Origin of the sequence: Streptomyces sp. NPDC050743, from assembly GCF_044456925.1 — a bacterium.
Lineage (GTDB): Bacteria > Actinomycetota > Actinomycetes > Streptomycetales > Streptomycetaceae > Streptomyces.
In genome coordinates, this window is the sequence record NZ_JBITGJ010000027.1 from 43,500 (window position 1) to 56,237 (window position 12,738).

Below are 12,738 nucleotides of genomic sequence, written 5' to 3' on the forward strand. Positions count from 1 at the left end.
CCCGCCGCGCGTTCTCGCCTAGAATCTCCGCTCTTGCCCGCCTCCCCTCCGCGGAGTGCCGTCGCCCGGTCGGAAACCGGGCGGCTTCGTCGTAGTCACCCAGCAGGTCCACCGGAGGCACCCCCGTGTCCACGTCCACGCCCGCCGACGACCCACTCGCCCGAGAGCGCTCCCACCTCGCCGCCTCCCGCGCCGCACTGCGCGCCATGCGCGAGGACGTGGAGTCGCTGGACATCCGCGACGTCACCGCGAACTGGGTCAACGCCGAAGTGCTGTCCCGCCAGATCGACGAGCGGATCAAGGCACTGGCCGACCTCAGCGACACCCCGCTGTTCTTCGGCCGGCTGGACTACCTGCACGCGCCGCGCGCGGACCAGGCCGAGGGCGCCGAGGGCGAGCGTTTCTACATCGGGCGGCGGCATGTGCACGACGCCGACGGCGACCCCATGGTCATCGACTGGCGCGCCCCGGTCTCGCAGCCGTTCTACCGGGCGTCCAAGAAGGACCCGATGGACGTCGGGCTGCGCCGCCGCTTCGGCTACACCGGCGGCGACCTCACGGCGTACGAGGACGAGCACCTCTCCGACCCGGCCGAGGCGGCCACCGCCAGCAAGCTGCTCCAGCAGGAGATCGAGCGGCCGCGTGTCGGCCCCATGCGGGACATCGTCGCCACCATCCAGCCCGAGCAGGACGAGATCGTCCGCTCCGGTCTGTCCGGCACGGTCTGCGTCCAGGGCGGCCCCGGCACCGGAAAGACCGCCGTCGGCCTGCACCGGGTCGCCTACCTCCTCTACGCCCACCGCGAGCGGCTCGCCCGCACCGGCACCCTGGTGATCGGGCCGAACAAGTCCTTCCTGCACTACATCGAGCAAGTCCTCCCCGCGCTGGGCGAGCTGACCGTGCGGCAGGCCACCGTGGACGACCTGGTCGCGCACGTCGAGGTGCGCGGCGCCGACGACGCGGCCGCCGCCGTGATCAAGGGCGACGCCCGGATGGCCGAGGTGCTGCGCCGGGCCCTGTACGCGCATGTGACCATGCCGACGGAGGCGGTCGTGGTGGTGCGCGGCTCCCGGCGCTGGCGGGTGCCGTCGTACGAACTGGAGGAAATCGTCCGGGAGTTGCTCCAGCGGGACATCCGTTACGGCGCCGCCCGCGAGGCCCTGCCGCAGCGGATCGCGCACGCGGTGCTGGTGCAGATGGAGCGCTCGGGCGAGGCGCCGGACGACCGGGTGCAGGACGCGGTGGCCCGCAACAGCGCGGTGAAGGCGGCCGTGAAGGAGATCTGGCCGGCCGTGGACCCGGCGAAGCTCGTGCTGCGCCTGCTGACGGACGCGGACTTCCTCGCCGAGCACGCCGCCGGGGTCCTGGACGAGGACGAGCAGAAGACGATCCTGTGGGCCAAACCGGTGCGCAGCGTGAAGTCGGCGAAGTGGTCCGCCGCGGACGCGGTGCTGATCGACGAGGCTGCCGATCTGATCCAGCGCACGCACTCACTCGGCCATGTCGTCCTCGACGAGGCGCAGGACCTGTCCCCCATGCAGTACCGGGCCGTCGGCCGCCGCTGCACGACGGGCAGCGCGACGGTACTGGGCGACCTGGCGCAGGGCACGACCCCCTGGGCGACCCGCAGCTGGGACGAGGCGCTGGCCCATCTCGGCAAGCGTGAGGGGGTGATCGAGGAGCTGACGGCCGGTTTCCGCGTCCCCACGGACGTCATCGCCTACGCCTCCCGCCTCCTCCCGCACATCGCCCCCGGCCTCACCCCCGTGGTCTCCGTCCGGGAGAACCCCGGCTTCTTCGAGATCCGCACGGTCACGGAGACGTCCGAAGTCGTCGCCGCCTGTGAGGAGTTGCTGCGCAACGAGGGGTCGACCGGCCTGATCGCCGCCGACGCCCGTGTCCCCGTCCTGGCCGAGGCGCTGACGGCCGCGGGCCTGCCGTACCTCGCCCCCGGCGAGGAGACCACCCAGGAGGCCCGCCTCACCCTGGTTCCGGCGTCCCTGGCCAAGGGTCTGGAGTACGACTACGTGGTCCTGGACGAGCCGCAGGCGGTGGTGGACGGCGAGCCGGACGAGCGCACGGGACTGCGCCGGCTGTACGTGGCGCTCACGCGTGCGGTGTCGGGCCTGATCGTGACCCACGCGGCAGCGGTACCGCCTCAGTTGGCCTGACGGCACGCGGCTAGGGTGTCGTGCCGTTCCGGCACGTCCCCGTGGAAAGGCCTTCGTTGAGCACACCGCCGTCCCCGCATCCCGGCTACCCGCAGACTCCAGGGTCGTACGCGCAGCAGCCGGGCCCGTACCAGCAGGCGCCTGGCCCGTACCCGCAGGCGCCTGGGCCGTACCCGCAGGCGCCTGGACCGTACGCACAGGCGCCCGGGGCATACCAGCAGCCGGCGCCCGGCCCCTATCAGCAGGCCCCGGCGCCGTACCCGCCCCAGCCGGCGCCCGCCGGCTACGGCCAGGCCGCTCCATACCAGCAGGCCCCCGGTGCCTACCCGTCCGCCGCCGTCCCCTCGCCCTCGGGCCCCGGGTGCGACGTGTGCGGAGCCGCGCCCGCCGCACGGGTGACGATCCGCGGCCATCAGGGCATGCTGATCGTGATGCGGAACCTGTGGCGGAAGGGCACCTTCTGCCAGACCTGCGCGCTCGCCGTCTTCCGGAAGATGCAGTCGGACACGATGGTGCAGGGCTGGTGGGGTCCGGCGTCGATGATCATCACGCCCATCACGCTGCTGATCAACCTCTTCACCCTGTCCAGGATCCGGAAGCTCCCCGCGCCGACGGCCGCCTTCGGCCCCGGCCTGGACCCGGGCCGCCCGGTCCTGCGGCGCCCGGCCGGAATGATCGGCCTGGTCCCGCTCACCGGCTTCTGCCTGGTGTTCCTCTTCGTCCTCGTCGCGCTCGCGACCGCGTGACGACGCTGGACGGGGGCCGTCCTACTCCCCGTCCAGCGCCCTGCGCCACTCGGCCACGGCCCCCTCGGAAACCGGCCCCTGCCACCCGGAGGGCCGCGCCGCGCCGCCGATGTGGAAGGCGTCGATGCCGGCGGCCCGCAGCCGCGGCACGTGTTCCAGCCGCAGGCCGCCGCCGACCAGGAGGGTCTGGCCGTACCCCGGCTCGCCCCGCCGGCCCGCCTCCGCGACCAGGGTCGGCAGACCCTCGTCGACCCCGCCGGCGGCGCCCGCGGTGAGGTAGGTGTCGAGGCCGGGCAGGTCGGCGAGCTGCTTGCGCAGGGCGTCGCGGTCGGCGGCGCGGTCGATCGCCCGGTGGAACGTCCAGGCGCAGCCGTCCAGCACGCCGACCACCCGCTCGACGGCGGCCAGGTCCGCCCAGCCGCCCCCGTCGAGGAACCCGAGGACGAACTGGTCGGCGCCGGCCTCGCGCAGGTCGCCGGCCACCCGGACCAGACGGTCCACGTCACCGGCCGCGAACCCGTCCGCGAGGCGGAGCATCACGCGCAGGTCGATGTCGACGGCGGCCCGGATCCCGGCGACGGTGGCGGGCGCGGGGCTGAGCCCGTCGGCCGCCATGTCGGTGACCAGCTCCAGCCGGTCCGCGCCTCCGGCCTGGGCGGCGACCGCGTCGTCCACGTCGAGCGCGATCACCTCCAGGACTGCACGCTTGCTCATGGCACCCCATTCGTCCATCGGTCCCTACAGGTCTAGTCCAATTCCAAGACTACGCCTGTGCGGGGGCGCCCTTCACCCGAAGATGTTGAGTTCCCCCTCCCGCGCGCCGGCCAGCTCGTATCCGCTCCCGTTCACCGGCCGCCCCGCGTACAGCCGGACGAGCGTGGGCGCGTCGCCGATGTAGCGCGCGGGCGGGCCGCCCGCCACCGCCGCCCCGAGCCGCAGCGGCTCGTCCACGTCGTCCAGGTCGGCGTGCAGGGGCAGGTGCTCCTTCTCACGGGTGATCCGGACGAGCAGCGTCAGCGCGTCCGGCAGCCCGGCCCCCGCGTACGCCCCCGGCGCGCCGAAGACCTCGCGCACGTCACCGGCGTGCACCCACTCCCCCAGCGCGATCATGTCGAGCACCCCGCCCGCCCTGGCGATCACCGGCCCGGCCTCGGTCATCCCGCGCTCCAACTCGTCCACGACCCGCGCGTTCGACCACTCGGCCCGCTCGGCGATGTCCCGGTCGTTGGACTCGGGCGAGAACACGCCCTTCTCGAACCGGCTCTCCACGACCCGCGTCAACGCGGCCGAACAGTGCGCCAGCACGTCCCGCACCGACCACCCCGGACACGCGGCGGTCGGCAGCGCGAAGTCCGCGTCCGGACGCGCCCGCAGCAGCGGTATGAGGGCGTCGCGCTCCAGAGCGAGCAGCCGGCCGGGGAGTTCGGGGTCTCGTACTTCCTGTACGTCAGTCATAGGGGCCACGCTAGGACGCCGACCGCACGCCTCACGGCAGAACGACGGCGCGCGTCGCGGAAGAATGGGCCCATGGCCGACCTCGATGCCCTGCGCCTCCGTTTCGCCCGTGCGCTGGAAGCCGCCCGTGCCCCCGGCGGCGGCCCGGATCCCGCGCCGTACGCCGACGACCTGCTCGCCCGCTGGCAGGAGCCGCAGCGCCGGTACCACACGGTGGCCCACCTCACCGCGGTCCTCGACCACATCGACGTACTGGAGAGGTACGCCGCCGACCCGGACGTCGTGCGCCTGGCCGCCTGGTTCCACGACGCCGTCTACCTCCCGGAGCGGTCCGAGAACGAGGAGCGCTCGGCGCGGCTCGCCGAGCGCGCCCTGCCCGAGGCGGGTGTGCCGGACGCGAGGACGGCCGAGGTGGCCCGGCTGGTCCGGCTCACCTTCACGCACGACCCGGCCGACGGCGACCGCGACGGCCAGGTGCTGTGCGACGCCGACCTCGCGATCCTGGCCGCGCCCCCGTCGGCGTACGCCGTCTACACCGCCGAGGTGCGCGAGGAGTACCACTTTGTGCCCAACGAAGCCTTCAGGGAGGGCCGTTCCGCCGTCCTGTGCCAACTCCTCGCCCTCCCACGGCTGTTCCGCACTCCCTACGGCCAGGAGAACTGGGAGGCCACCGCCCGCTACAACCTCGCCTCCGAGCTGGAAATGCTGTCGACCTGAGGGGACCGGCCCCCTAGGGTTCGCCCATGCGACCGATAAACGGGGACCATGTGACCGAGGCCGTGGCGGGCTGCACGGCGGCACTGCGCACGGCGGTGGACCGGGACTGGCGGGCGGTACGGGCCGGGCGGCTGGAGTGGGACTGCCACGCCACCGCCGTCCATGTCGCCGACGACCTGATCGCCTACGCCGCCAACCTGGCCGGACGCGCGCAGGACGCCTACCTCCCCTTCGAGCTCACCCTCGACGAGGGCACCGACAACGCGGGCCTGCTGCACGTCGTCGAGACGACCGGCGCGCTGCTCGCCGCCGCCGTCCGCACCGCCCCGCCCGGCGTCCGCGCCTTCCACCCCTACCCCTTCCGCAGCGCCGACGCCCAGGGCTTCGCCGCGATGGGCATCGCCGAGGTGCTGCTGCACACCCACGACATGGCCGAGGGGCTGGACATCCCCTACGAGCCGCCGGCCGAGCTCGTCGAAGCGCTCCTGGCCTGCCTCTTCCCGCACGTCCAGCCCGGCCCCGCCCCGTGGCCGACCCTGCTGTGGGCCACCGGCCGCGGCGAGCTGCCCGGCCGCGCCCCGATCACCGAATGGCGCTGGATGAACAACCTCGTCATCCCGGCCGGGCGCTTCACCCTGACCGGTCTGCGCCCGGCCGCCGCCCACGATCTGCGCCTGGGCGGCGACGGCGGCTTCACCTGGCTCGACGGCGGCCCGTACGAGGGCACCCGGGAGGCCGCCTCCTTCCTGATGAAGGCGTACGAAGGCGGCGTGCACCGCCCGGAGTTCGGGGTCTTCGTGCTCGTACGGCACGAGGACGGCCGCGCGATCGGCGGCCTCGGCTTCCACGGCGTCCCGGACGAGGACGGCCGGGTGGAGATCGGCTACGACCTGGTCGAGGGCGCCCGGGGGCAGGGGTACGCCACGGAGGCCCTGCGCGCGCTGGCGGACTGGGCGCTGGCCCGGGACGACGTCGGCTCGCTCTTCGCGACCGTCGAGCGGGACAACACGCCCTCGCAGGCGGTGGTCACCCGGGCCGGGTTCGTCCCGGTGAGCGGCGAGGACGGCACCGAGCCGGCCTCCGGACTGCTCCACTACGAGCTGCGCGGCTGAAAAGGCACCTCGGGGTCACACGGCTTGGGTCGGGGACTAGGAAACCCCCCGCCGCACCAGCCCCTTGGGCCTGCGCAGCCCGGATTCCCGCAGCAGCCGCACCACGTCGCGGCTGCTGACCTCCACCGCTCCGGCCGCGACCGCCTCCGCGTACCGGTGCGAGGGAACGTCGTAGTGGTCGCGCTCGAAGGCGCGCCTCGGCACGCCCAGCCCGTCGGCGAACGTGTGGAGTTCGTCGTACGACACATCGCTGACCAGGTGTGACCACATACGGCCGTGCCCCGGCCAGGCGGGCGGGTCGATGTACAGCGTCACGACGAGGCCATTCCGCCCGTGGCCGAGCCCAGGGATCCCACGGCCGCGACCTTCACGCCCGCCTTGTGGCACACCCAGTGCGGGTGGGGGCCCAGCTCGGGCTCCACGTCCAGCGCGTGCGGGTCGCCGGAGGGGCACACCGGGCACAGCGGCCAGCGGCCGTACCGGTCCAGCAGCGCGTCCTGCACGTCCTGGGCGATCAGCCCGGCGACATAGGACGCGCCCTCCGGCCACTGCTCCACCCACCAGCGGCGCTCCACGACGGAGTCCTCGACCAGCGAGACCACGTCCGCCTCCGCGACCTCGCCTGCGATCAGATCGGCGAGCACGAGGGCTCGGGCGGCGTGCAGCGCCTGTTCAAGGGGACTGATGGGCTCCATAACACCCATTGTGCGCACTCTTGACCACAACACCGAACCGAAAATATCTTTCATCTGTGACCCAGGACGTGAAGGAAATTTTCGGCAGTCCGGGCGGATCCCTCGCCGCCAAGGTGCGCACCCTCGCCCCCTCCATGACCCGCTCCATGCAGCGCGTCGCGGAGGCCGTCGCGAGCGACCCGGCCGGCTGCGCCGCCCTCACGGTCACCGGCCTCGCCGAGCTCACCGGCACCAGCGAGGCCACGGTCGTCCGCACCGCCCGCATCCTGGGCTACCCCGGCTACCGCGATCTGCGTCTGGCCCTCGCCGGGCTCGCCGCGCAGCAGCAGTCGGGCCGGGCGCCGGCGATCACGACCGACATCGCGGTGGACGACCCCATCGCCGACGTCGTCACCAAGCTGGCCTACGAGGAGCAGCAGACCCTCGCGGACACGGCCGCCGGGCTCGACACCGTCCAGCTCGCCGCCGCGGTGGGCGCACTGGCCGGCGCCCGGCGCACCGACGTGTACGGCATAGGGGCGTCCGGGCTCGTCGCCCAGGACCTCACCCAGAAGCTGCTCCGCATAGGCCTCATAGCCCACGCCCACAGCGATCCGCACCTCGCCGTGACCAACGCGGTGCAGCTCCGCTCGGGTGACGTGGCGATCGCGATCACCCACTCCGGCTCGACGGGGGACGTCATCGAGCCGCTGCGGGTCGCCTTCGAGCACGGGGCCACGACCGTGGCCATCACCGGCCGGCCGGACTCGCCGGTCACCCAGTACGCCGACCACGTACTGACCACGTCCACCTCACGGGAGAGCGAGCTGCGGCCGGCCGCGATGTCCTCGCGGACCAGTCAACTGCTCGTGGTGGACTGCCTGTTCGTGGGAGTGGCCCAACGTACGTACGAGACGGCGGCACCCGCGCTGGCCGCGTCGTACGAGGCGCTGGCCCACCGGCATCGCACCAGGCCCAGGTGAGTGACACTCCGGACGGTCCGGACGAGTGACACCCCGGGTGAGTAACAGGACGCGCAACGGCACCCAGACCTGAGAGAGCCGCACCCCCATGACCTCCCATGACCTGCGTCAGCAGTTGGCTTCCCTGACCACCGAAGCCTTCCGGCCCGAGCTCGCCGACATCGACCGCCTTCCCACCCTCGACATCGCCCGCCTGATGAACGCCGAGGACGCGGGTGTGCCCGCCGCCGTGGCGGCGCAGTTGCCCCGGATCGCCGCCGCCATCGACGCCGTCGACGCTCGCATGGCTCGCGGCGGCCGGCTGATCTACGCCGGCGCGGGCACCGCCGGCCGGCTCGGCGTCCTGGACGCCTCCGAGTGCCCGCCCACCTTCAACACCGACCCCGCGCAGGTCGTCGGCCTGATCGCGGGCGGCCCGGAGGCGATGGTGACCTCCGTCGAGGGCGCGGAGGACTCGGCGGAACTGGCCCGCCGGGACCTGGACGCGCTGGGGCTCACCCCCGACGACACCGTTGTGGGCGTCTCCGCCTCCGGCCGCACCCCCTACGCGATCGGCGCCGTCGAGCACGCCCGCGCCCTGGGCGCCCTGACCGTCGGCCTGGCCTGCAACGAGCACAGCGCGCTCGCGGCGGCGGCCGAGCACGGCATCGAGGTGGTGGTCGGCCCCGAACTGATCACCGGCTCCACCCGCCTGAAGGCGGGCACGGCCCAGAAGCTGGTCCTCAACATGCTCTCGACGATCACGATGATCCGGCTGGGCAAGACCTACGGGAACCTGATGGTCGACGTGCGGGCGTCCAACGACAAGCTGCGGGCCCGCTCCCGCCGGATCGTGTCCCTGGCCACGGGCGCCTCGGACGAGGAGATCGAGAAGGCCCTCACCGAGTCCGGCGGCGAGGTGAAGAACGCGATCCTCGCCCTCCTCGCCGAGGTCGACGGCCCGACGGCGGCCCGCCTTCTGGAGGAGTCCGGCGGCCATCTGCGTGCCGCGCTGGCGCACGCGGCCCGCTGACCCGCACGCTCGGGGCGTGCGCAACGACCCCGCCTCCGCCGCGACCGCCATCCTCCACCGGGTCGGCGGCCCGGCCAACATCACCTCCGTGGCCCACTGCATGACCCGCCTCCGGCTGACCCTCGCCGACCCGACGGCGGTGGACGAGGAGGGGCTGCGGGCGCTGCCCGGGGTGCTGGGGGTGGTGTCCGACGGGCCCACCCGGCAGATCGTGCTCGGGCCCGGAGTGGTCGACGAGGTCACGCAGGAGGTGGCGGCGCGGGTCGGCGCCACGGGTCGAACCGGCTCTGCGGAGGCGGGGTTGAAGGCGCGGGGACCGTTCAGGACGGCCCTGCGCCGGGTCGCGAACGTCTTCGTCCCGCTCATCCCCGCCCTGATCGGCTGCGGCGTCCTGGCCGGCCTGAACGGCCTCCTGCTGAACACCGGCCGGCTGCCGGCCCTGACTCCGGCCCTCTCCGCGATCGCCTCCGCGTTCCTGGCCGTGATCGCCGTGTTCGTCGGCCACAACACGGCGCGGGAGTTCGGCGGCACGCCCGTGCTGGGCGGCGCGGTGGCGGCGGTGGTCGTGTATCCGGGCGTGGCGAAGGTGACGGTGTTCGGGACACACCTCGCCCCCGGGCAGGGCGGGGTCCTCGGCGCGCTGGCGGCGGCACTGCTGGCGACCCGGGTGGAGAAGTGGGTGCGGGGCCGGGTGCCGGGCGCGCTGGACGTCCTGCTGACCCCGACCGCGACGGTCCTCGTCTCCGGCCTGGTGACGCTGTACGGCCTGATGTACGCGGCCGGCGCGGTGGCGACGGCGATCGGCACGGCGGCCGACTGGCTGCTGGCCACCACCGGTGCGGCCGCCGGACTTCTGCTCGGGGGCCTCTTCCTCCCCCTGGTCATGCTGGGCCTGCACCAGGCGCTCATCCCCATCCACACCACCCTCATCGAGCAACAGGGCTACACCGTCCTGCTCCCCCTGCTGGCCATGGCGGGCGCGGGCCAGGTCGGCGCGGCGCTCGCGGTGTACGTCCGCACGCGCCACGACGTCTCCCTCCCCACGGCCTCCCTGCGTGCGACGATCCGCTCGGCGCTCCCGGCCGGGCTGCTGGGCGTCGGCGAGCCGCTGATCTACGGGGTGTCCCTGCCGCTGGGTCGCCCGTTCCTGACCGCCTGCGCGGGCGGGGCGGCGGGCGGGGCGTTCGTCGGCTTCTTCGCGATGCTCGGCACGAAGGTGGGCGCGACGGCGATCGGCCCGTCGGGCTGGGCGCTGTTCCCGCTGCTGACGGGGAACCGGGGTGTGGGCCCGGCGGCGGCGATCTACGCAGGCGGCCTGTTGACGGCTTACGCGGTCGGCTTCGCGGCGACGTACCTCTTCGGCCTCCCGCGCGGCCCCGTGTGGCGGCACCGGCGTGACGCCATGCCGGGGCGGGTCGTTCCCCCGGCATGAAGAAGATGAAGCTCCTGGCCACGGCCGCCCTCACGGCCGCCTCCGCGGCCACCCTGGCCGCCCCCGCGCACGCCGACGACCACTGGACCGCCACGGACACCGCGACCTGTGCGGGCGACCTCGTCGTCGTCCCCGTGGTGAAGTCCGTGTCCCCGCTTCCGCTGGGCAACCCCTTGCCCAGGTGCGGCAAGGGCAGCCTGATCCATCACGGCCGCTGAGGGACGGGCCTCACGCAGCCCGCCAGACCAGCGTGTAACGCCAGAAGAGCCGCCGCCGGAACCGGGCCCCGGGAAGCAGCCGGCGAGCCTCCCGCTCGACCTCGCCGTAGCTCATCCCGGGCTCGCGGGTGGGCGCGGTCATGGACACGGGCCTCCGGGTGACCGCCCGCCCGCGATTCTTCACCCACCCGGTCGCCGCGTTCAGCGGTACGGCGACCAGCCCGAGCGCGTGGTCGAGCGGGCTGTCGGCCCGCGCGCAGCCGACGACGACGAGGATTCCACCGGGAGCCAGCCCCTTCTTGAGCCGGTCGAGGATGTCGGCGAAGGGCAGGTGATGGAGTACGGCCACACAGGTGATGACGTCGAAAGGGCCGGACGGAAGACCGTCGGGGGCGGAGGCGAGCCGGTAGATGACGGCGGCGTCGGGAGCCGTCAGCTGACGCGCCTTGCCGAGAATCTCCGGATCGGCGTCCACCCCGACGACCGACTCCGCCCGCCGAGCCAGCAACCGAACCAGGTCCCCGCTCCCGCACCCCACGTCCAGCGCGGCACGGAACCGCCGGGGCAACTGCCGTACCAGCCAGGGGTGATAGTGCGCGTTGTGGTCCCATGGGTGGGCGGCATTGAAGCGATGAAGGACGTCGACCAACCGGTTCGGCAGCACGGGCACACCCTACGGCTCCCCCAGGCAGAGGCCATCCTTTACAGTTCGTTCACCCGCCAGACGCCTACTTGGGCGACAGGCCACATTTCCTGAGGGAACACATGCGCAGACTCGCCATCGGTGCCGCTTCGTCCGGCGCGCTGGCACTCATCGCCCTCACCGTTCCGGCCGCTCACGCGGACACGGTGGTGGGCGACACCCAGGTCTCGAACGTGGTGGTGAACGGTGGCAAGGACGTCGCCGTCGGCACGACGAACAAGGTGACCTTCAAGGTCACGTTCACGGCCTCCGACCCGGCCGGCATAGCCTCCGGGCAGACGTACCTGTACCACGGCACCTGGAGCGACCCCGACGCCTTCTGGACCCAGGACTCGCCCAGCGAGACCACGTGCACGTCGGGGACCACGGTCACCTGCACGTCGACGTACACCGTCGTCCCCGAGTACGACCTGCACTACAACGCCTTCGCGGGCACCTGGCACTTCGGCGCGTACGCGAAGGCCAAGGACGGCGACTCGGCGAAGCGGACGAATCTCGGCACCTTCCACGTGCAGCGCTACTCCAAGCTCACGGTCAACGCCTCGCCGGAGCCGGTCGCCAAGGGCCGGACGATCACCGTCACGGGCAAGCTGAGCAGGGCGAACTGGGAGGACCACCTCTATCACGGGTACGCCGGACAGCCGGTCGAGCTGCAGTTCCGCAAGGCCGGCAGCAGCACGTACAGCACCGTCAAGACCGTGAACACGGACGGCAGCGGCAATCTGAGGACCACGGTCACCGCCTCCGCCGACGGCTACTGGCGCTACTACTTCACGGGCACGAGCACCACGCCCGCCGCCAAGGCCACGGGCGACTTCGTCGACGTGAACTGACGAGCCCCGCCCAAGGGCCCGACCCCGTCGAGTCGGCCGCTTTGCCGGTCGCTCTCGTACCCTTGGGGGACGCCGAGGAACTCAAGGACTGCGCAGGCTGCCATGAATCACGCCCAGCTCGCCGCTCTGGGAAGGGCCCTCCGGGTGCTCGGGGAGCACGGGGAGGCGTTGACCGCCGACACCCCGGACGCCCGGCTGCACGAGGTCAAGGCGGATCTGCGTCGGGCGCTCGACCTCGTGGAGGAGAGCGTCGGGAGCGGCGCGCCCAGCACCCGGTGTCCCGAACATCCGCAGGGGCCCGTCGACGAGAGCGCGCCCGATCTGTGTCTGCTCTGTGAGACCCGGCGCCGGGCCGCCCGCCGGTCGGAGTTCCAGGGCGCGAGGTCCGAACCCGCACCCGTCGCCACCGCGCCCTCCCGTTACGGGGTCCGAGGCGACCGGCCTCAGCCGCAGCAGCGGTGGCTGCCGGAGGCGTGGAACGGGCAGGAGTGGCAGTTGTGCGGGACGCCGAGGAGGGATCGGCGGGAGGCGGAGGCGTATCTCGCCGCCCAGCGGCGCGGGTCGCGGCCCGCGATGGCCTACCGGCTCGTGCACGAGTTCACCGACTACGAGGTGCTACGGGTGTGGGGCACACCCGTGCACGTCGACATCGAGCCCATGGGCAACCTGTAGGCCTCAGGCG

At 73.1% G+C, this 12,738-nt stretch carries 15 protein-coding genes; 10 read left to right on the plus strand and 5 right to left on the minus strand.

Annotated features, from left to right (window positions below):
• Positions 1 to 125 precede the first annotated feature (125 nt).
• Positions 126 to 2,171: a HelD family protein gene (locus ACIBJF_RS24905; RefSeq protein WP_399176784.1), complete on the plus strand. Its 2,046-nt coding sequence runs from the start codon at positions 126 to 128 to the stop codon at positions 2,169 to 2,171.
• Positions 2,172 to 2,227: 56 nt separating this feature from the next.
• Positions 2,228 to 2,917, plus strand: coding sequence for a hypothetical protein (locus ACIBJF_RS24910; RefSeq protein ID WP_399176786.1), 690 nt, complete (start codon positions 2,228 to 2,230; stop codon positions 2,915 to 2,917).
• 21 nt (positions 2,918 to 2,938) lie between these two features.
• Here ACIBJF_RS24910 and ACIBJF_RS24915 read toward each other — a convergent pair whose 3' ends face one another.
• Entirely contained in the window at positions 2,939 to 3,631 is a 693-nt protein-coding gene (locus ACIBJF_RS24915) for a copper homeostasis protein CutC (RefSeq protein WP_399176788.1), read from the minus strand.
• 72 nt (positions 3,632 to 3,703) lie between these two features.
• On the minus strand, positions 3,704 to 4,372 hold the full coding sequence (locus ACIBJF_RS24920) for a maleylpyruvate isomerase family mycothiol-dependent enzyme (protein WP_399176790.1): 669 nt from the start codon (positions 4,370 to 4,372) through the stop codon (positions 3,704 to 3,706).
• Between the two features lie 72 nt (positions 4,373 to 4,444).
• Here ACIBJF_RS24920 and ACIBJF_RS24925 point away from each other — a divergent pair, with 72 nt between their 5' ends.
• Together ACIBJF_RS24925 and ACIBJF_RS24930 are read left to right on the plus strand one after the other, a co-directional pair.
• On the plus strand, positions 4,445 to 5,089 hold the full coding sequence (locus ACIBJF_RS24925) for a hypothetical protein (RefSeq protein ID WP_399176791.1): 645 nt from the start codon (positions 4,445 to 4,447) through the stop codon (positions 5,087 to 5,089).
• Positions 5,090 to 5,115: 26 nt separating this feature from the next.
• The gene (locus ACIBJF_RS24930; protein ID WP_399176793.1) at positions 5,116 to 6,201 is read left to right on the plus strand and encodes a GNAT family N-acetyltransferase; all 1,086 of its coding nucleotides are present in this window, start codon (positions 5,116 to 5,118) and stop codon (positions 6,199 to 6,201) included.
• Between the two features lie 36 nt (positions 6,202 to 6,237).
• On the opposite strand, the gene ACIBJF_RS24935 is transcribed toward ACIBJF_RS24930, so the two are convergent.
• A complete protein-coding gene (locus ACIBJF_RS24935) occupies positions 6,238 to 6,516 on the minus strand; it encodes a DUF4031 domain-containing protein (protein ID WP_399176795.1) in 279 nt (92 codons plus the stop codon).
• On the minus strand, positions 6,513 to 6,896 hold the full coding sequence (locus ACIBJF_RS24940) for a hypothetical protein (protein ID WP_399176797.1): 384 nt from the start codon (positions 6,894 to 6,896) through the stop codon (positions 6,513 to 6,515). Before ACIBJF_RS24940 ends, ACIBJF_RS24935 begins: the two co-directional genes overlap by 4 nt.
• A 56-nt stretch (positions 6,897 to 6,952) precedes the next feature.
• Between ACIBJF_RS24940 and ACIBJF_RS24945 the strand changes: the two genes are divergently transcribed.
• From ACIBJF_RS24945 to ACIBJF_RS24960, 4 genes are all read left to right on the plus strand, one after another.
• Positions 6,953 to 7,858 carry a MurR/RpiR family transcriptional regulator gene (locus tag ACIBJF_RS24945; RefSeq protein ID WP_399176799.1) on the plus strand — a complete coding sequence of 302 codons (906 nt, stop codon included), beginning with the start codon at positions 6,953 to 6,955 and terminating at the stop codon, positions 7,856 to 7,858.
• 88 nt (positions 7,859 to 7,946) lie between these two features.
• Complete coding sequence (murQ, locus tag ACIBJF_RS24950; protein WP_399176801.1) at positions 7,947 to 8,870, plus strand: N-acetylmuramic acid 6-phosphate etherase; 924 nt, start codon at positions 7,947 to 7,949, stop codon at positions 8,868 to 8,870.
• A gap of 16 nt (positions 8,871 to 8,886) precedes the next feature.
• Positions 8,887 to 10,302: a PTS transporter subunit EIIC gene (locus tag ACIBJF_RS24955; RefSeq protein WP_399176802.1), complete on the plus strand. Its 1,416-nt coding sequence runs from the start codon at positions 8,887 to 8,889 to the stop codon at positions 10,300 to 10,302.
• Positions 10,299 to 10,520 carry a hypothetical protein gene (locus ACIBJF_RS24960; RefSeq protein WP_399176804.1) on the plus strand — a complete coding sequence of 74 codons (222 nt, stop codon included), beginning with the start codon at positions 10,299 to 10,301 and terminating at the stop codon, positions 10,518 to 10,520. The genes ACIBJF_RS24955 and ACIBJF_RS24960 overlap by 4 nt, the downstream gene beginning before the upstream one ends.
• A 10-nt stretch (positions 10,521 to 10,530) precedes the next feature.
• Here the strand turns inward: ACIBJF_RS24960 and ACIBJF_RS24965 are convergent, their stop codons facing one another.
• Complete coding sequence (locus tag ACIBJF_RS24965; RefSeq protein WP_399176806.1) at positions 10,531 to 11,190, minus strand: class I SAM-dependent methyltransferase; 660 nt, start codon at positions 11,188 to 11,190, stop codon at positions 10,531 to 10,533.
• Between the two features lie 95 nt (positions 11,191 to 11,285).
• Here ACIBJF_RS24965 and ACIBJF_RS24970 point away from each other — a divergent pair, with 95 nt between their 5' ends.
• Both ACIBJF_RS24970 and ACIBJF_RS24975 read left to right on the plus strand, forming a co-directional pair.
• Complete coding sequence (locus tag ACIBJF_RS24970; protein WP_399176808.1) at positions 11,286 to 12,056, plus strand: calcium-binding protein; 771 nt, start codon at positions 11,286 to 11,288, stop codon at positions 12,054 to 12,056.
• Positions 12,057 to 12,158: 102 nt separating this feature from the next.
• On the plus strand, positions 12,159 to 12,728 hold the full coding sequence (locus ACIBJF_RS24975; protein ID WP_399176810.1) for a hypothetical protein: 570 nt from the start codon (positions 12,159 to 12,161) through the stop codon (positions 12,726 to 12,728).
• Positions 12,729 to 12,738: the final 10 nt, after the last annotated feature.